15 protein-coding genes are annotated in these 19541 nt (G+C 59.8%); 5 read left to right on the plus strand and 10 right to left on the minus strand.

What is annotated here, in order from left to right; genetic code table 11:
* Window positions 1–91: 91 nt before the first annotated feature.
* From fixJ to J2046_RS15610, 3 genes are all read right to left on the minus strand, one after another.
* The gene (fixJ, locus tag J2046_RS15600; RefSeq protein WP_210053253.1) at window positions 92–712 is read right to left on the minus strand and encodes a response regulator FixJ; all 621 of its coding nucleotides are present in this window, start codon (window positions 710–712) and stop codon (window positions 92–94) included.
* Complete coding sequence (locus J2046_RS15605; RefSeq protein WP_325169761.1) at window positions 699–2216, minus strand: PAS domain-containing sensor histidine kinase; 1518 nt, start codon at window positions 2214–2216, stop codon at window positions 699–701. Before J2046_RS15605 ends, fixJ begins: the two co-directional genes overlap by 14 nt.
* 269 nt (window positions 2217–2485) lie before the next feature.
* Window positions 2486–3466, minus strand: a complete 981-nt coding sequence (locus J2046_RS15610) for a Bug family tripartite tricarboxylate transporter substrate binding protein (RefSeq protein ID WP_210053254.1) — start codon at window positions 3464–3466, stop codon at window positions 2486–2488.
* 156 nt (window positions 3467–3622) lie between these two features.
* Between J2046_RS15610 and J2046_RS15615 the strand changes: the two genes are divergently transcribed.
* Both J2046_RS15615 and J2046_RS15620 read left to right on the plus strand, forming a co-directional pair.
* Window positions 3623–5164, plus strand: a complete 1542-nt coding sequence (locus J2046_RS15615) for a UbiD family decarboxylase (protein WP_210053255.1) — start codon at window positions 3623–3625, stop codon at window positions 5162–5164.
* Window positions 5165–5649: 485 nt separating this feature from the next.
* Window positions 5650–6105, plus strand: a complete 456-nt coding sequence (locus J2046_RS15620) for a response regulator (protein WP_210053256.1) — start codon at window positions 5650–5652, stop codon at window positions 6103–6105.
* Between the two features lie 4 nt (window positions 6106–6109).
* Here J2046_RS15620 and J2046_RS15625 read toward each other — a convergent pair whose 3' ends face one another.
* On the minus strand, window positions 6110–6595 hold the full coding sequence (locus J2046_RS15625; RefSeq protein WP_210053257.1) for an MgtC/SapB family protein: 486 nt from the start codon (window positions 6593–6595) through the stop codon (window positions 6110–6112).
* 83 nt (window positions 6596–6678) lie between these two features.
* On the minus strand, window positions 6679–7935 hold the full coding sequence (locus tag J2046_RS15630) for an AGE family epimerase/isomerase (RefSeq protein WP_210053258.1): 1257 nt from the start codon (window positions 7933–7935) through the stop codon (window positions 6679–6681).
* Between the two features lie 175 nt (window positions 7936–8110).
* Here J2046_RS15630 and metH point away from each other — a divergent pair, with 175 nt between their 5' ends.
* A complete protein-coding gene (gene metH, locus J2046_RS15635; RefSeq protein WP_210053259.1) occupies window positions 8111–11884 on the plus strand; it encodes a methionine synthase in 3774 nt (1257 codons plus the stop codon).
* Window positions 11885–11998: 114 nt separating this feature from the next.
* Here metH and J2046_RS15640 read toward each other — a convergent pair whose 3' ends face one another.
* The 5 genes from J2046_RS15640 to J2046_RS15660 form a co-directional block, all read right to left on the minus strand.
* Window positions 11999–13060 (minus strand): ABC transporter ATP-binding protein, encoded by a 1062-nt coding sequence (locus J2046_RS15640; protein ID WP_210053260.1) that lies wholly within the window; start codon window positions 13058–13060, stop codon window positions 11999–12001.
* A gap of 12 nt (window positions 13061–13072) precedes the next feature.
* Complete coding sequence (locus J2046_RS15645) at window positions 13073–13861, minus strand: ABC transporter permease (RefSeq protein WP_210053261.1); 789 nt, start codon at window positions 13859–13861, stop codon at window positions 13073–13075.
* Window positions 13858–14733 (minus strand): ABC transporter permease, encoded by an 876-nt coding sequence (locus J2046_RS15650; RefSeq protein WP_210053263.1) that lies wholly within the window; start codon window positions 14731–14733, stop codon window positions 13858–13860. Before J2046_RS15650 ends, J2046_RS15645 begins: the two co-directional genes overlap by 4 nt.
* Window positions 14734–14801: 68 nt before the next feature.
* On the minus strand, window positions 14802–15905 hold the full coding sequence (locus tag J2046_RS15655) for an ABC transporter substrate-binding protein (RefSeq protein WP_210053265.1): 1104 nt from the start codon (window positions 15903–15905) through the stop codon (window positions 14802–14804).
* A 134-nt stretch (window positions 15906–16039) separates the two neighbouring features.
* On the minus strand, window positions 16040–16930 hold the full coding sequence (locus J2046_RS15660) for a MurR/RpiR family transcriptional regulator (protein ID WP_210053267.1): 891 nt from the start codon (window positions 16928–16930) through the stop codon (window positions 16040–16042).
* Between the two features lie 172 nt (window positions 16931–17102).
* On the opposite strand from J2046_RS15660, the gene J2046_RS15665 reads away from it, so the two are divergent.
* Together J2046_RS15665 and J2046_RS15670 are read left to right on the plus strand one after the other, a co-directional pair.
* Complete coding sequence (locus J2046_RS15665; RefSeq protein ID WP_210053269.1) at window positions 17103–17879, plus strand: N-formylglutamate amidohydrolase; 777 nt, start codon at window positions 17103–17105, stop codon at window positions 17877–17879.
* Window positions 17880–18010: 131 nt separating this feature from the next.
* Complete coding sequence (locus J2046_RS15670) at window positions 18011–19510, plus strand: amino acid permease (protein ID WP_210053271.1); 1500 nt, start codon at window positions 18011–18013, stop codon at window positions 19508–19510.
* The last annotated feature ends 31 nt before the right edge of the window (window positions 19511–19541 follow it).

The following is a 19541-nucleotide window of genomic DNA, read 5'->3' on the forward strand; positions in this document are numbered from 1 at the left end:
CGGTCGAACTACCGCTTGCATCAGGCCTCTAGAGCCTATCGGAGTTGTGCGCTTTGCGTTAGATCAAGAAATCCAAAATAATTTACGGGCCTCATTGCCAGGAGAAGCCGACGGCCATCGCCATGCGGACGAGCTGAGGCAAGCTTCTCGCCTTCATCTTGGCCATGACGTTTGCTCGATGTACCTCGACCGTTCGAGGGCTGATATCGAGATCATAGGCAATGGATTTGTTCGGAAGGCCGGCAACGACAGCAGCCAGCACCTGCCGCTCCCGGTCGCTTAGGCTTTCAAGGCGCGTCAGCACTTCCGTTGTGCTGTCGACATCGAGCGGTTTGTCCGGGATCTGTCCGGCGGCACGCCGGATCGCTTCGATGATGATGATGTCTTCGAAGGGTTTCTCGATGAAATCGACAGCGCCGGCCTTCATCGCCTCTACTGCCATCGGAACATCGCCATGACCGGTGATAACGACTGCCGGGATCTTCGCACGGGTTGAAGTCAATCTGCGGATAAGCTCGACACCCGTCATGTCAGGCATGCGCAGGTCCGTCACCAGTATGCCATTGCGGATGTTGGGAGCGAATTGCAGGAAGGATGAGGCCGTTTCATGGACGCGCACGGCAAAGCCGTTCATGGTCAGCATGAAGGCAAGGGACTTCCTGACCGCCTCCTCGTCATCGACGATATGGACCGTATAGTCACCTGTCTGCATTCTCACGTTCCCCCATGTCGATCGGAAGCGTGAAACGGAACGTCGCCCCTCCAGCTGGATTGCGCGACACCGTCATCTCTCCGCCGTGAGCTTCAATGATGCGTTTGGAAATCGAAAGCCCTATCCCCATACCGCCTGCCTTGGTGGTGACGAAGGGTTTGAAAAGCTGGTCGGTGATCTCGCCAGAGATGCCCGGCCCGGTATCCTGGACGATCACGGCCATCATGTCATCGTTTTCCTGGACGGTCCGGATTGCGAGTTCACGCCGCGGGCTGTCTTGCATGGCTTCGATGGCGTTGCGCATCAGATTTGTCAGAACCTGCTGTATCTGTATGCGATCCGCAACGACTGTTTCCGTGCCAGGCGTGAACTCGAAAATCGTCTGGACGCCTTTCTCGCGCGAACCGACAAGCGCCAAAGCGCCGGCGTCTTCGATCAGCCGGCGAATGTTTTGAGGCGATTTTTCCGTTTCACCTTTGATGACGAATTCACGTAGCTGCTTGATGATCTGCCCGGCGCGCAGCGACTGATTGGCGGTCTCCTCCAAAGCCTCGCGCATACGAATCGCAACCGGTTCGTCCATGTCGCGCAAAAGACGCGCGCATCCGTGGACATAGTTGGCGATGGCGGAGAGCGGCTGGTTAAGCTCATGGGCAAGGGTGGACGCCATTTCGCCCATTTCATTGAGGCGCGCGAGCCGTGCCAGCTCTCCCTGCATCTCCTGCAGGCGCGCGGCCGATTCCTCCCGTTCCGTCAGGTCTCGGACGAAGCCTGTGAAGAAGATTTCTCCACCTGTATGAGTTTCGCCGACAGCGAGCTTCATAGGAAAAGTCGAGCCATCCTTGCGGCGTCCGAAGACGACGCGATCGATGCCGATGATCCGCTTTTCGCCAGTCCTCAGATATCTCTCCATGTAGCCGTCATGCTCCCGACGATAAGGCTCCGGCATCAGTATGCGGAGATTCTGCCCGATCACCTCGTCTTCCGTATATCCAAACTGACGGACCGCCGCCGCGTTGAAGGAGACGATCGTTCCGTCCTTGGTGGCGACGATGCTGGCATCGAGCACCGTGTCGAGCACGGAACGAAGCTGCGCCTCACGGGAATCCGCCTTGACCTGAGCTCTTTCGATTGCCTTGCGGGCGGAATGGAGCATTTGTCCGATCAGGGCTATGATCACGCCGACAATGCCGATGGATACCATTTCCGAAGATGTGGCACCTCGTGGCGAAAACTCCCTGATCGCATAGACTGACAGAAGCGAAAGGGCGACGGCGAAAAGAGAAAAGCGCATGCCGCCGATAACCGCGGCGATCAGAATTGGCGGGACGAAGAAGACGAATATCGGCCCCTCGACAGACACGCCGTAAAAGGCAAGGCGCAGCACAAAGGCGATCAGCACGCCCGCTGCCGCGATGAAGTAACCTTCGGCGGCAGAAAACCGACGACTTAAGAAAGATTGGATGAAATCATCCGTTCTATCGGCGACCGTGCGCATATCCATGATGCTCACCCGCCGCCGACTGCTCGAAGAAAAATCCCTTCCATCTGTGCATACGAAACCCAGCTGCCTCTCCCGGAACGACTTTTAGCATGATGTATGACACAACGTCCAATAGGGGGATGGTCACACTCTCGGCAGTGCATATGCTTTTTTCGTGTTTGCCCAAATAAAGAGAGATGGTCCGGTTCTGAAAAAGAAAAGCGGTGCTTACGCCGCTTTTCGCCGGTGACGGCCAGTCTTCTGAACTGATTGTGGCGAATTGGGCCACGTTATTGCTGCGGGATGTTGGCGATTTTGACGTAGTCTGCCCAGGCTGCGACTTCTTTCTTCAAGTATTCCTGGCCTTCGTCCGGCGTGCTGATGAAGACATCGCCGCCCTGATCGGTCACGAACTTCCTGACGTCGTCCTGGCTGAGGACTTCCTTGGTCCAGCCATTGATCTTGTCGACGATGTCCTTCGGCGTTTCAGAGGGAACCATCATGGCAAACCAGCCGACCTGATCCATCGGATATCCTTCCTCCGTCATGGTCGGAACGTCAGGTGCACCTGGAATGCGCTTGGCAGAGCTGACGGCCAACAGGCGGTAGCGGCCCTCGCGAAGCTGGGAGAGCGAGAAAACCGGATCCTGGGCTGCGAACGTCATCGCGCCGCTCATGATATCGTTCATCGAATCGGCGCTGCTCTTGTAGGAGACCTCAACCGTCTCCAGGCCGGCCTTCTCCTTGTAGATCGCGGCCAGAACCTTGCCGGAAGTGTTGTTGACGGCGTAGCTTGCGTTCGAACCTTCCTTCTTCAGGTATTCGGTGAGTTCCTTCATATTCTTGATCGGGCTGGAAACCGGTACGGCGATCATGTGCGGCTGCTTGTTGATCGTTGCGGCGATCTGAAGGTCCTTTACGACATCGATCGGCGGCTTCTTGAACATGTGCATATTGCCGGCGACGGCGCTGCCGGTGTGGAAGAAGATGGTATAGCCGTCCGGCTTTGCGCGGGCGACGTATTCGGCGGCGATATTGCCGCCGGCACCCGGTTTGTTCTCCACGATGATCGTCGCACCCGAGAGCTTTGCGATCTTTTCCGCGAAGTAGCGGACGATGACGTCTGCGCCGCTGCCGGCCGGAAACGCACAGATCATGCTGATAGTCTGGCTTGGAAAATCCGCCTGGGCAGCGGCTGGCGACAACCCGAGGAAGGAGCCTCCGAATGCGAGCGAGGCTGCAAGCATGAAACGACGAGTGATCTTCTGCATAAAGTTCCTCCCAATGAACGACCCGGCGTTGCATCAAAGCCGGTCAGTCGCGTCTCCCAATGCGACTTTATGCAACATTGTATAATTATATTTGATTTAATCAACTGTTGTGGATAGAAAACGACGCACGCAAAACTGCTTCCGGGAGAGGACAGAATGACCATCAACACGACAACCAGATCCGCTGCCGCGCTCGACCTTGACCGCTTTCGGCTCAGGAATTTTGTCGAGGGCTTGAATGCCGATGAGTTGGATGTCCGGGGGGAGAAAGTCGACCTCGCCGACGTCGCGGCCATCCTGCAGAACAATCCGAAGGCTGTCTGGTTCAGGAATGTCGGCCCGGAGGGGCAGGAACTGGTCGGCAACGTCGTCGGCAGCCGGTCGCGCCTTGCCAAGGCTTTCGGCGTACCGGCGGGCGAGGTGGCGCTCGAAATGCGCCGCCGCCTGTCGCTGAAACCCGAACTCGTCAAACTTTCGAAGGATGAGGCTCCGGTGCAGCAGGTCGTTTTGACCGGTGTGGATGCCGATCTTCTTAAATTGCCTGTCCACGTCCAGCACGCGCTCGACGGTGCGCCCTATATATCGGCAACGATCGATTACACGATCGACCCCAAGAACGGCCGCTACAATTGCGGCATGCGACGCCTGATGTTGCGTGGCCCGCAGGAAGCCGGTGTCGACCTGATCGCGCCCAGTGATCTTCGCGTCATGTATATGGCTTCTGCCGAACGCGGCGAGCGCCTTAACGTCGCCTATGTGGTTGGGTGCCATCCAATCGACATGGTTTCAGCGACGATGAAGGAGCCTGTCGATGAGCTCGAACTCATTTCCTCGCTGAGGGCCGCGCCGCTGCCGGTCGTCAAATGCGTTACGAACGACATCATGGTGCCGGCCGACGCCGAAATGGTCATTGAAGGCTATTTCGACGAGCGTGGCTATGTCGAAAAGGAAGGCCCCTATGGCGAGTATCTCGGCTATTACGGCGTCGTGAAGACCAATCCGGTTTTCCACGTCACTGCGATCACTCACCGCAAGGATGCGCTGTTCCAGACCGCCACCATCAGCGGCAATCGCATGGACTATACTGATACGTCCAATCTTGAGGCGCTCCGCATGGAGATGAACGTCTGGAAGATTCTTGGCGAGGTGGTGCGCCAGCCGGTTGCCGTCTATGCGCCGGTCGCCGCCGGGGGCTCGATGAGCATGCGCTTTTCCATCCGCCAGACCTATCCGGGCGAAGCGCGTTCTGCACTCTATGCGGTCCTTGGCGCGGTCGGCGTCAAGAACGTCTTCGTTGTCGATCCAGACATCGATATCTTCGACGACAGTCAGATGGAATGGGCGTTCGGCACGCGTTTCCAGGCGGACCGCGACCTCGTGGTTGCCACAGGCGTGCGGCTGTCGCCTCTCGATCCCTCGCTGCACGGCGCCCGTTCCGGCGCGAAAGCCGGTTACGATCTGACCTGGCCGGTGCAGCATGCGCAGAACTGGGAACTGGTGACGCCGCAGGCTCCTTCCTATCCCGGCGAGCGTTATCCTTCACTCGAGGCGGCGCTGAAAGCAGGCCCGAAACATTTCGAGGAATTGATGGCTGCCGTCGGCAGCCGTGATGGCCGGGAAGTGGTGCGCGAGCTCGACACCTTCCGGTCGAGTGGGCTGGAGCGCGACGAGCGCGGCCGTTATTACCTTCCGAAGTAAACTGGATTACATATCGGTACGTTGTGCCCAGCTGATGGGGCCTTCCGGCGAATGGTCCGGAAGGTTTCCATGTCGAGGTGATATCGGATCGTTCAATCCCTGAGGCTTTGTGCAGTTTCTCCACGACGTGGCGCAGGAGCGGCACGTGCAACTCCCGCGTACCAGAACTGGAACCAGGATTGCGACTTTAGGTATTTTTTAGTGTAGTGCGATGATGCTGTGGGAGTTTTTCAGCACTCGCTTGAATTCAATTGTCAATAGTCGCGGAAATTCTATAACCTGATATCGCATTGGCATCAGGGACGACGCATGTTCCGATTGACGGAGCTTTCCGACATCGACTTGGATCAGCTGTTCAATCTCCCGCCCAATTCCTATGTCCTTCTCGGCCGGGAATTGCGGCTCGTGGGGATCATCGATGCCTATCCCGCTGTTATCGGGCGCAGCTGCGAAGAGGCTCTCCTGGGAAATGTGTGCGATGCATTTTGCGAAGCGAGCCCGGTAACGGGACGATCGTTCACATCTGTCTGCCCCGCTCCATGGGCGAGGAGGGCGCCATAACCGAGAGCTCCGACGTGCCGATTACCGTGCTGCTGGTCGAAGACGAAGTCCTGATCCGCATATCGACGGCGGATCTTCTGCAGGATTCCGGCATGAGTGTCGTGGAAGCAGGCTCGGCCGATGAAGCGCTTGCCGCCATGGGAGACCATCCGGTCGACATCCTCGTCACCGATGTGAATTTGCCGGAGATGAGCGGTCCGCAACTCATCCTGAAGATAAGGGAAACGCTGCCGCACCTGCCGGTTATCTTCGCGACGGGCGACAATAACGTGCCCGGGATGGAGGAGCTCGAACATTCCGCGGTGATCGTCAAGCCGTACGAATACGAAATACTCGTCACCCATATCCGCGCCATGGTCCCGTGGCGAGCCGGCGCCTGAGTCGCTAATCCTCTTTCATGCCGGTAGCCACTTCGGTCTTGCGCAGCAGCCAGAGGATGATGATGCCGATCATCGTTGCCGCGAACGCGACGACCCACATGCCGAATCCCACGCAAAGCCCGATGGCACCCGATAGCCACATGCTGGCGCCGGTGGTCAACCCCTTCACGTCGCCGCGCGTGTAGATGATTACTCCGGCGGCCAGGAAAGCGATTCCGGCCGTGACCGCCTCGATAAGGCGGACGGGATCGATCCGGACGGTATTCGGTAGATCGCCGAATTCGTGCATGATTTGAAGGCCGACGAGTGTGAACACTGCGGCAGCAAGCCCGATCAGCATATTGGTGCGCAAACCGGCCGGGTTCCTGCGGAATTCCCGTTCGAGGCCGATGAGGCCGCAGAAAATTGTGGCGCCAATCAATCTTGTCAGCAGCACGCCGATCGTCACGGGCGCCTCGTGCGAAAATTCCTGAGCGAGACTGTTCAGCATGAGCGGTCGAGTTCCGATGTCACGTTTCAATGACACAGGAACTGGTCCAGGCTCTTATGGTTCCGTCGCTGTCGTTGATGCTTTCAGATATGCCCGCCGGCCTCAGCGATGACCTTGGTCAGGCTGCCGGCTGCCGGAAAGAGCGGGATGAGGCAGGCCTGCAGGGCGTGATAGATGTCCCCCTTACCAGGAAACAGGGTATGGGCCGGGACGAGGTCTTCGGTCAGTTCCTCGTGCCAGCCGCCGTTTCCATGATCGATGAACCGGTTCGCAATGGTTCCCCAGATCAGCCGGTAGCTGTCCTCATAGAAGCGATCCGCCGGCAGGAGCTCATTCAGAAAATGCGCCGCCCCCACCGCCTCGCACATTGGCCACCAGAGCTTGCTCACCTTGGCCGGCCTGTCCTGCCAGTCGAGCGTATAGAAGAAGCCGCCTTTTTGCTTGTCCCAACCGAGTGACATGGACTGTACGAAGAGCGATTTCGCGGCCTCGGGCATCCAGGCATGCTTCCTTTCGCCGAGGGTCCAGAGCTGCAATACGAGGCGAGCCCATTCCAGCCAGTGGCCGGGCGTCGTGCCGGCCGGACGGAACATCTCGTCGGGATGGTAATAGTCCTTGTCGATTGTCCATTCCGCATCGAAATGCTCGGCGACCCGGAAGCCGACACTGCCGGCACACCGGTGGATGACGAGATCGGCGATGCTTTCGGCCTTGTCGAGATAGGCTTTCTCGCCGGTCGCCTCGAAAGCGGCCATCAGCGCCTCTGTCAGGTGCATGTTGGAATTCTGGCCGCGATAGGTTCCGCCATCGACCGGCGTCCAGTCGCGATTGAATTCTTCCGCGATTGCGCCGTGGCGGGCTTCCCAGAATTTTGTCTCCAGGACTTCGGTGATGTCGGCCAACATCCGGTCGGCGATCGGGTGGCCGGCAACTTTGGCGGAGGCGGCGGCCAGCAATACGAAGGCATGGCCATAGCCCTGTTTGGCGGAATCGGCCGCGCCGTCGTCGTTCATCTGCCAGAAATAGCCGCCATGTTCCGTGTCGCGATGGCGTTCCCAGAGATAGCGCATGCCGTGGTCGATCACGTCACCGGAGCCGGGGCGGCCGAGCAGGTAGCCTATCGAGAAGCAGTGGACCATCCGCGCGGAAGCATGGATGCCCCGGGCCGGATTTGCGCCGCCGAGCGGCGCTCCCCGGTCATCGAGATCGAAGAAGCCACCTTTCGGGTTCATGGACCTGTATTGGAAGAAATCGAAGAGCCCGTCAGCCTGATCCAGCAGCCAGCGCCGATGATAGGGGAGGCTCGCCCAGTTGGCGGCTATCTGACTGTTGTCGCTCATGGGATACCTCGGAATCTCTGGTGGGATACGCAGCTCAACGCCTATAACCCCAGGTCGGTTTCCTGTCATCGCTGAATCATCGATCTGGTCATATCGACTCCGATTCAAGTTATATATTGACATAAAGATATGTTTATGCGGTTATTGAGCGATCCAAAGATGATAAGGATATGACATGTTCGATGAACTTTTCGGCCCCGAAGCCTCTCGGCGCGACGGCGCGGAAATTCTTGCCGCGCTTCAGGCCGCAGCGCGGGAGCGCATCCTGGTCATCGACGGCGCCATGGGCACTCAGATCCAGGGTCTCGGCCTCGACGAGCAACAGTTCCGAGGCGAGCGTTTCGCCGGCTGCGCCTGCCATCAGCAGGGCAACAACGATCTTCTGATCCTCTCGCAGCCGCAGGCGATCGAGGAAATCCATTATCGCTACGCGAAGGCGGGGGCGGATATCCTCGAGACCAACACCTTCTCGTCGACCCGCATCGCCCAGGCCGACTATCAGATGGAGAATGCGGTCTACGACCTGAACCGTGACGGTGCGCGCCTGGCGCGCCGTGCCGCACTCAGGGCCGAGAAGGAGGACGGGCGCCGCCGCTTCGTCGCCGGCGCCATCGGGCCGACCAATCGTACCGCCTCCATTTCCCCCGATGTCAACAATCCCGGTTACCGCGCGGTGACATTCGACGACCTGCGGCTTGCCTACGGCGAGCAGCTCGATGGCCTCATCGACGGCGGCGCCGACATCATCCTCATCGAGACGATCTTCGATACGCTGAACGCCAAGGCGGCGATCTTCGCCTGCGCCGAGCGTTTCGCCGAGAAGGGCATCCATCTGCCGGTAATGATCTCCGGCACGATCACCGACCTTTCCGGCCGCACGCTCTCCGGCCAGACGCCGTCCGCCTTCTGGTATTCCGTGCGCCATGCCAAGCCGTTCACGATCGGCCTCAACTGCGCGCTCGGCGCCGATGCCATGCGGCCGCATCTGCAGGAGCTTTCGTCAGTTGCCGATACCTTCATATCGGCCTATCCGAATGCCGGCCTGCCGAACGAATTCGGCCGTTACGACGAGACGCCGGACGATATGGCGCGGCAGATCCATGGCTTCGCCGAGGAAGGTCTGGTCAACGTCGTCGGCGGCTGCTGCGGCTCGACGCCGGAGCATATCCGGGCGATTGCCGATGCGGTCGCGTCGTTCGGGCCGCGCGAAGTGCCGGAGCACAAGCCGTTCATGGCACTCGCCGGCCTCGAACCCTTCGTGTTCACCAAGGACGTGCCTTTCGTCAATGTCGGCGAGCGCACCAATGTCACCGGTTCGGCCAAGTTCCGCAAGCTGATCACCGCCGGCGACTTTACCGCAGCGCTTGCGGTCGCCCGCGACCAGGTGGAGAACGGTGCCGCGGTCATCGACATCAACATGGACGAGGGCCTGATCGATTCCGAAAAGGCGATGGTCGAATTCGTCAACCTGATCGCCGCCGAGCCGGACATCGCCCGCGTGCCGCTGATGCTCGACTCCTCCAAGTTCGAGATCATGGAAGCCGGTCTCAAGTGCGTGCAGGGCAAGCCGGTCGTCAATTCGATCTCCATGAAGGAGGGCGAGGAGAAGTTTCTCGCCCAGGCGAAGCTGTTGCGCAACTATGGCGCGGCGGTCGTCGTCATGGCTTTCGACGAGCAGGGGCAGGCGGATACCTACGAGCGCAAGGTATCGATCGCTGAGCGGGCTTACAAGCTCCTGACCGAACAAGCGGATTTCCCGCCGGAAGACATCATCTTCGACCCGAACATCTTTGCCGTCGCCACGGGGATCGAGGAGCATAACAATTACGGCCTCACCTTTATCCAGGCGACGAAGGCTATTCGCGAGAAGATGCCGCTGGTGCATGTCTCGGGAGGTGTCTCGAACCTCTCCTTCTCCTTCCGCGGCAATGAGCCGGTGCGCGAGGCGATGCATGCAGTGTTCCTCTACCATGCCATCCAGGCAGGCATGGACATGGGCATCGTCAATGCCGGCCAGCTCGCGATCTACGAGAACATCGATCCGGAATTGCGCGAGGCCTGCGAGGACGTGGTGCTCAACCGCCGCGACGACGCGACCGAGCGAATGCTTGAAATCGCCGAGCGTTATCGCGGCGCCGGAACCAAGGAAGCAAAGGCTCAGGATCTCGCCTGGCGTGAATGGCCGGTCGAGAAGCGGCTTTCGCATGCGCTGGTCAACGGCATTACCGAGTATATCGAGGCGGATACCGAAGAGGCGCGCCAGTCGGCCGAGCGGCCGCTGCATGTGATCGAGGGGCCGCTGATGGCCGGCATGAACGTGGTCGGCGACCTGTTCGGTTCGGGAAAGATGTTCCTGCCGCAGGTCGTGAAATCCGCCCGCGTCATGAAGCAGGCGGTGGCGGTGCTCCTGCCCTATATGGAAGAGGAGAAGCGCCTCAACGGCGGCGACCAGAAGAAGTCCGCCGGCAAGGTGCTGATGGCGACCGTAAAGGGCGACGTCCACGACATCGGCAAGAACATCGTCGGCGTCGTGCTTGCCTGCAACAATTACGAGATCATCGACCTCGGCGTCATGGTGCCGGCCACGAAGATCCTCGAGACGGCCATCAACGAGAAGGTCGATATCATCGGGCTTTCCGGCCTCATCACGCCGTCGCTCGACGAGATGGTGCATGTCGCCTCCGAAATGGAGAGGCAGGGTTTCGATATTCCGCTGCTGATCGGCGGAGCCACCACGAGCCGCGTCCATACGGCCGTGAAAATCCACCCGCGCTACGATCGCGGCCAGGCGGTCTATGTCAACGATGCGAGCCGCGCGGTCGGCGTCGTCTCCTCGCTGCTTTCGCCCGAAGCGAAGCCCGGTTACGTCAGCACCGTGAAGGCGGAATATGCCAAGGTCGCCGCGGCCCATGCCCGTTCCGAGGCCGAGAAGACGCGCCTTTCGATCGCGCGTGCCCGCGACAATGCCGAAAAACTCAACTGGTCGGAGTACAGGCCGACGAAACCGCAGTTTACCGGCACGAAGGTTTTCGAGACCTATGATCTAGCGGAACTGGCGAAATACATCGACTGGACGCCGTTCTTCCAGACGTGGGAGCTCAAGGGTCGCTTTCCGGCGATCCTGGAGGACGAGAAACAGGGTGAGGCGGCCCGTCAGCTTTATGCCGATGCACAGGCGATGCTGGAGAAGATCATCGCCGAAAAGTGGTTCCGGCCGCGCGCAGTCATCGGTTTCTGGCCGGCCAATGCGGTTGGCGACGACATCCGCCTCTTCACGGACGAGAGCCGCAAGCGGGAACTGGCGACATTCTTCACGTTGCGTCAGCAGCTTTCGAAGCGGGACGGCCGGCCGAACGTGGCGCTTTCGGATTTCGTTGCGCCGGTTGCGACCGGCCTTCAGGACTACGTCGGCGGTTTCGTGGTGACGGCAGGCATCGAGGAAGTGGCGATTGCCGAGCGTTTCGAACGGGCGAACGACGATTATTCGTCGATCCTCGTCAAGGCGCTGGCAGACCGTTTTGCAGAAGCCTTTGCGGAATGCATGCATGCGCGTGTCCGCAAGGAATTCTGGGGCTATGCAGCGGACGAGACACTTTCTTCCGACGATCTGATCGCAGAAGCCTATGCCGGTATCCGGCCCGCCCCCGGTTATCCGGCCCAGCCTGACCATACCGAAAAGGCGACGCTGTTCCGGCTACTCGACGCGGAAAACGCGACCGGTGTCGAGCTCACGGAAAGCTACGCCATGTGGCCGGGCTCCTCCGTTTCCGGCCTCTATATCGGCCACCCCGCATCCTATTATTTCGGCGTCGCGAAGGTCGAACGGGACCAGGTCGAGGACTATGCCAGACGCAAGGGCATGGCGATCGAGGAGGTCGAGCGCTGGCTCGGCCCGGTCCTCAACTATGTGCCGTCATCCGCTCAGGATGCGGTGGACGACGCGGCTTGAGGCCAAGGTCATCATCCTTTGGCTTGTCCGGAGGATGATCTACTGAGTTCCGGGAGAAAACACGGCAGATGCTCGGGATAGACTCGAGCATGACTTTAAAAAACGTCGCCCCCATCACTCGCGGACGATCAGGAAGTCGCTGGCGTTGAAGCGCAGCGTCACGGTCTCACCCGCCTGCGGCATGACGGCGTCCGGTGCATTGAACATGTCGAAGGAAATCTGGTTGCCGCCGACGTCGATCTTGGTGCGTATCACCGAGCCGAGGAAATGCGAGGAGGTGACCTTGCCGGTCAGCGACGTATCGCCTTTGGCGTTGTCGGAAAGCGAACCGGCTTCCGGGCGAAGTGCGATGGACAGTTTGTCGCCGCCTTTCAGCGCACCTACGGGTTCCCGCAACTTCACCACATTCTCGCCGACCTTGATGGTGTTGGCCGCCGGATCGACGACGGCCGCTTCGATTATGTTGAGCGTGCCGACGAAGGAGGCAACGAAGCGGGTGGCAGGACGGTTGTAGATTTCCGATGGCGTGCCGATCTGGTCGGCCCGACCGGCATTCATGACGACGATGCGGTCGGAAATCGACAACGCCTCTTCCTGGTCGTGGGTTACGAAGACCGTAGTGATGCCGAGCCGGCTCTGGATCTGGCGAATTTCCTCGCGCAGCGATACGCGGATCTTGGCGTCGAGCGCCGAAAGCGGTTCGTCGAGCAGCAGGACTTGCGGTTTCGGGGCAAGCGCCCTCGCCAGTGCCACGCGCTGCTGCTGACCGCCGGACAACTGGTAGGGATAGCGGTCGGCGAGATGTTCCAGATGGATGAGTTCCAGCATCTCCTTCACGCGCGTCTCGATCTCGCTCTTCGGCTTGCCGGCAACCTTGAGGCCGAAGGCGACATTGTCGAAGACGTTCATATTCGGGAAAAGCGCATAGGCCTGGAAGACCATGCCGATGTTGCGCTGGTTGGTCTTGAGCCGGTTCTGGTTCTTGCCATTGATAACGACTGTTCCGTCGCTCGGGGCTTCGAAGCCGGCGATCATGCGCAGCACGGTGGTCTTGCCGCAGCCGGAGGGGCCGAGAAAGGAGACGAACTCTCCCTTTTCGATCGCCATATTGAAGTCCTTCACGACCTGAACCTGTCCGAAACTCTTCTTGATGTTTTCGAGTACCAAGAACGACATGCAGGAAATTCCTCAAGGACGCGAAGGCGCCAGTTTGCTGAAACGGGACACGAGCTGGATGAGCCCCATCGAAAGCCAGGTGACGGCAAACGCGATGATGGCGAGCGCGGACGGCTCGTAGGCCTTGTTGGCGCCGACGAGTTGCAGGTAAGGGCCGAAGGCAGGGCGATTGAGAAGCGCTGCCATGGTGAATTCGCCCATGACGATCGCAAAGGTGATGAAGGCGCCGGACAATACGCCCGACATGACGTTCGGAAAGATGCAGCGGAACATGATGGTCGGCCATTTGGCGCCCAGAATCTCGGCGGCCTCCGTCAGCGTTCTCACGTCGATCGCCCGCATCGCCGTATCGACGGAACGATACATGTAGGGCAGAGAAAGCGTGATGTATGAGAGCACGAGCAGGGCGTTCGTGCCCTGGGTGGAGCCGGTGAAGGGCAGCCAGGACGAGGAATTGTAGAGGCGCAGGTAGCCGAAGACGATGACGATGGCCGGGATGACGAGCGGCATCAGGGTGATGAATTCGACGACCGGGCGCATCTGCGGCAGGCGCAGCCGTACCCAGTAGGCAGTCGGCACGACCAGCAGCATACCGAAGATGATGGTGAAGAGCGCCATCAGCATGGAGAAGCCGAAGGTCTCGCGAAACTGCATATCCGAGAAGACGGATTGATAGGCGTCGAGGGAATATTCGCCGCGCCGCATGCGCAGCGAGAACTCGAAGGTGCCGATCAGCGGCACGAAAAAGTAGATCAGACCGATGGCGATGGCGATCCAGGCCAGGATCTTGCTCGTCTTCATTTCTGCCACCGTTCAGCGCGGGTGCGCAGCCAGATGTAGAGGATGTTGGAGATGCCGGTGATGACGATCATGCCGAGTGCCAGCGCATAGCCGAGATTGGCGTTGTGCAGCACATCGCCGCGAATCTGGGCGTAGAGCAGGATCGGCACGATGTTGAGCGAGGAGCCGGTCAGCGCATAGGCCGTCGCGATTGCGCCGAAGGCATTGGCGAAGAGAAGCAGCGTCGTGCCCATCAGGCTTGGCCAGAGGATCGGAAGCGCCACCATGCGCCAATATTGCCAGGTCGAAGCGCCGAGAATTTCCGAGGCCTCGCGCCATTCCCTCTTCATGCCGTCGAGTGCCGGCGTCAGGATCAGCACCATCAGCGGAATCTGGAAGAACATGTAGGTGATGGTCAGGCCGAAGAAGGAGAGGATGTTGAAGCCGGTCGAGTAGAGGTTGAAGCCAAGCCAGTCGCGCAGCAGAACGGTGACGAGACCCGTGCGGCCGAGCGTGGCGAGGAAGGCGAAGGCGAGCGGTACGCCGGCGAAGTTGGACGCGACTCCCGAAAACGTCAGCAGCCCCGAGCGGACCCAGGCGGGTACGCCGCCGAGCACGATCGCCCAGGCGAGAAAGAAGCCGATCACCGCGCCGCCGAGCGCCGAAGCCACCGAAACCCGGATCGAAATCCAGTAGGCGCTCATGATCGACGGCGTGAAGAGGTCGACGATGTTCTTGAAGGTGAACTCACCGTCCGGCGTGAAAAAAGCGCCCGTCACCAGATAAAGCGTCGGGATGATCAGGAACATCAGCGCGAAGATCATGAACGGCGCGATGCCGAGCCAGTCGACGACAATGCGGCGGTCGATGAAAGACGTGGTGGCGGTGCTCATGCGTTCCGGTTTCGCCCGAGGAAGGAGAAGGTCTCCCCGCATGTCACGGGGAGACCGATTACGTCACATTACTGCACGTTGGCGCCGACCGTCGCATCCCACTTGGTGGTGATCGCGGTCTTGCCGGTTGCCTGTTCTTCGAGAGTCGGGAAGGTGGCCTTTTCATAGGCTGCGGCCGGCGGCAGGGCGTCGAGCAGTTCCTTCGGGATCTTGTTGTTCTTGGCAAGATCGTTGAAGCGGATCGGGTGGCAATAGCCCTTCAGCCAGCCGAGCTGACCTTCGTCCGAATAGAGGAACTCCATCCAGAGCTTGGCGGCATTCGGATGCGGAGCGAAGGCGGAGATCGCCTGGACGTAGACGCCGGCGACGACGCCGGAAGCCGGGACGACGACTTCGACCGGCGGATTGCCCTTGAGCGAGTCGCGCCAGGAGAGGCCATTATAATCCCAGGCGATCACGATCGGGGTCGAGCCTTGCGCGAGGGAGGCGGACTTGCCGATGACCGGAACGAAATTGCCGGCCTTGTTGACCTCGGCGAAGAACGAAAGACCGGCTTCGCCGGCCTTGGCTGCATCCTTTTCACCGGCAGCCAGACCAGCGGCATAGACGGCCTGAACAGCCTGGTTCGACGCGCGCGGATCGCCGGCGAGAGCGACGGAGTTCGCGAGCTCCGGCTTCTTCAGGTCGGCCCAGTCCTTTGGCGCGTCCTTCACGATGTCGGTGTTCACGACGAAGGAGAGAACGCCGTAATAGTCGCCATACCAGTAGCCTTCGGCATCCTTGGCGCTATCCGGAATAGTATCCCAGGTTGAGACCTTGTACGGCATCAGCAGGCCCTCTGCCTTGGCGGAGGGGCCGAAGGAGAGGCCGACGTCGATCACGTCCGGAGCCTGTGGGCCCTTGTTGCCCTTGTTGGCCTTGATGGCTTCGATCTCGTCGCCCGAGCCGGCATCCGGGTTCAGTTCATTCACTTCGATGCCGTACTTGGCCTTGAAGGCTGCGATCACGTCGCCATAGCCGCACCAGTTATGGGGCAGGGCGATCGTGGTCAACGTGCCCTCCTTCTTGGCGGCAGCAATCAGCTCGGCGCTCGGCTCGGCGGCGGCGAGGCTCGCCGAAGCGATGACGATGGCAGTCGTCATCGAAAGAAGACGTTGGGTCCTGTTGAGCACGGTATCCTCCTAGGGTTCAGGTCGCGTCGGGCGCGACTCGTAGAGCCAGTTTATGTATCGTATATGACAGCCCGGAGTGTGAGCATTTGCTCATGAATCCCGGATTTGCCGGCATATTCCATTTGCCTCCGATGTCAGTCGGAGCGGGTCTGACGGTTGGGGCGGCGGAAAAGTCTTGACCGCTCGAACAGGCCTTCCAGAGAGTTCATGCGTTCGCGTGTCTCCTCCCATGTGGCGCTCTGTACCGCCTCGATCAGCGCCTCCACAACGAAGAGAGTGATAACGGAAGAATCCCAGGCGGACGGCGCTTCGATCCGTATTTTGAAGACGTGTTGCGCGTATTTCGCAACGGGGGACGACCAGACATCCGTGAACAAGATGATGACGACGCCGTTTGCCTTCGCGGCCTCCGCCAGCGTCGCCATCTCCTGCTCGTAGCGGCGGATATCGAAAATCACCAGCACATCGCCGGCGCTCATATTGAGCACGTGCTGCGGCCAGGAGCTGGAATTGTTGGAGATCAGTGTCGTCTTGGGACGGATGACCTGCATGTGGGTGAAGAAATATTCTGCCAGCGCACCGGTGATACGACCGCCGACGAAATAGATGCTGCGATCGCGGTCACGCAAAAGTGCAGCCGCGTGCTCGAAGGTCGTCGTGTCCAGATCAGACAAAGTATCGCGCAAGTTGGCAGTGATAGCATCGGCAAAACGGTTGAGGATATGTGTGCCGGGCGCGTTGGAGGCCCAGCGGTCGTGTTTCGCTATCGGGTTGGAGATCGTCGCTTCGAGCTCCTGGTGCAAATGCGATTGGAACTCTGGGTATCCCTTGTAGCCGAGCTTCTGCACCATGCGCGCGACCGTCGGCGTCGAAACGCCTGCATTGTCCGCGATCGTCGTGATGCTGCCAAGCCCCGACACGGGATAGTTCTCCAATAGGCTGTCCGCCAACTGCTTTTCCGCGCGCGTCAGGCTGTCGTAGCGAACACGAATGACATCCGATACGGTGCGTGCTGTTGGTGGCACGAAAGCTGTTCCCTCCGGTCTGCGCCGGTTTCCTGACGGAATTAACAATCGTTTCCGAGGAGAAGTCAACGGTGCTTTTGAAGAGAAATTTTCAGAATCTCATTGACGGCGACCAAAAAGTGAAGAATTCTCTTCTTATTCCCATTTTAATCAGATTGTGCGGGACGCATTGATGCTGGTGCAGTCGGAAGTTCTCGGCGAAATGGATGGCGAGCCCGTTGCCGTGGAAAATCCCGACGGCAGGGGAGAGGTGGTGCTGGTCTGCGAGCACGCCTCACAGCGCCTGCCGGAACGCTATGGCAATCTGGGGCTTTCCGACGAGGCCCTGTCGTCTCATATCGCCTGGGATCCGGGTGCGCTGGCGGTCGCGCGGCGCATGTCAAAAAGCCTTGATGCTACCCTCGTCTACCAGCGTTTTTCCCGCCTTATCTATGACTGCAACAGACCGCCGGAATCTCCCGCGGCGATGCCGAGCGTCTCGGAAGTCTTCCGGATCCCCGGCAATGAAAACCTGACGGAGGCCGAGCGCTCGCGCCGCACTGCCGCGCTTTATATGCCCTTCCACGGCCGTATCCGCGAGGAGATCGCAGCGCGACGGGAAAGAGGACAGCCGACGGTACTCGTCACCATCCACAGTTTCACCCCGGTCTATTTCGGCAGGGAGCGGCCGGTCGAGATCGGTATCCTTCACGATACCGATAGCCGGCTTGCCGACCGGATGCTGAAGGCGGCGTCAGACACGAATCTCTACCGTGTCGAGCGCAACGAACCTTACGGCCCTGCGGACGGCGTCACCCATACTCTGGAAATCCAGGCCTTGCCGGCGGGGCTTCTGAACGTGATGATCGAGATCAGGAACGACCTGATAGCAGACGAAATCGGCCAGGGGGTCGCGGCCGATTTTCTGACTGGATTGCTGCGGGAAAGCCTCGCAGACATCCAGGAATAAGGCCCCGGGGGAGCAGCGAGAGCTGCGGGCGCGCCGACACCGATAAAAGCGGGCGGCGCCATAGCATGTCGACTGGGGTGGGGCTGGCCATAACGGCCAGCCGCCCGTTTCTTTGATCAGGAGAGAAGGGCATGGAAAGTTCATCTGCAGGTGTCAGCTACAAGAAGGCCGACGCATCCTATTTCGAAAAACGCGGGCTTTCCCGTTATGCAGGGGTCTGGTCGCTTTGGGCGCTCGGCGTCGGAGCCGTCATTTCCGGTCACTTTTCCGGCTGGAATTTTGGCTTTTCGACCGGCGGCTGGGGCGGCATGCTGGTCGCCGGCATCATCATAGCCATCATGTATGTCGGTCTCACCTTCTCGATTGCCGAGATGAGCCCGGCCCTGCCGCATACGGGGGCGGCCTATTCCTTCGCTCGGACGGCCATGGGTCCCTGGGGTGGCTTTGTCACCGGACTTTGTGAAAACGTCGAATATGTTCTCACGCCGGCAGTCATCGTTACCTTTATCACCGCTTACGTGAACCAGATCTTCGGTTTCGATCCCGCCTATTCGCCGCTTATATGGATAGTCTTCTACGCGATTTTCTTGGCGCTGAACGTCTTCGGCCTGGAACTGTCCTTCAAGGTGACCTTGGTCATCACGATCCTGTCGCTGGCGGTACTGGTGTTCTTCTGGATCAGCGCAATCCCGAGCATGGATTTCTCCCGCTGGGCCCTGAACATCGGTGTCGGCCCGGATGGCGCCGCGGTCGAACTGCCTGAGGGTAACGGTTCCTGGTTCCCCTTCGGCTTTTCGGGCGTGCTTGCGACACTTCCTTTTGCCGTCTGGCTCTTCCTCGCCATCGAACAGCTTCCGCTGGCGGCGGAAGAATCCGTTGATCCGAAGCGCGACATGCCGAGAGGTATCATTCTCGGAATGATAACGCTGATGGTCTCGGCCTTCATGATTGTCCTGCTCAATCCGTCGGTACCGGGTGTTGGTTCCTTCCATCTTGGGTCGTCGCTTGAGCCGCTGCTCGACGGGTTCAAGGCGGTCTACGGCGATAGCGGCGTGGTGGTCCTCGGTCTCGTGGCGCTGACGGGCCTTATCGCCAGTTTCCACACGATCCTGTATGCGCAGGGGCGTCAGGTTTATTCCCTGTCTCGTGCCGGCTATTTCCCGACTGCGCTCTCGGTGACCCATCCGGTCTACAAGACGCCATACGTTGCGATGGTCGCCGGCTCGGTTATCGGTCTTGCTGTCATGCTGGTGATCTGGTTCTCGCTCGGCGCGGAGCAGGGCGGCAGCATCATCGGCAGCGTATTGCTCAACATGGCGGTCTTCGGCGCGATGTTCTCCTACATCATGCAGGCGATTTCCTTCATCATCCTGCGCAGGAAGTTGCCCAATATCGAGCGACCCTACCGCTCGCCGCTCGGCATTCCGGGGGCCGCGTTGACGATCATCATCGCCGTCGTCACGCTGCTCTACCAGGTCCAGGATCCGAACTTCACCAAGGGTGTGCTCTGGGTCGTGGTCTGGTTTGCCATCGCGATCGCCTATTTCGCGGCCGTCGGCAGGCATCGCTTGATCCTCTCGCCAGAAGAGGAATTCGCGATGGAGCACAAGGAGGCGGCTTCGCTCGCCTGATTGCATTGAATAGGCGCGGCCTCCGGGCCGC

The sequence above is a fragment of the Neorhizobium petrolearium genome, from assembly GCF_017873175.1.
Taxonomy (GTDB): Bacteria; Pseudomonadota; Alphaproteobacteria; order Rhizobiales; family Rhizobiaceae; genus Neorhizobium; species Neorhizobium petrolearium.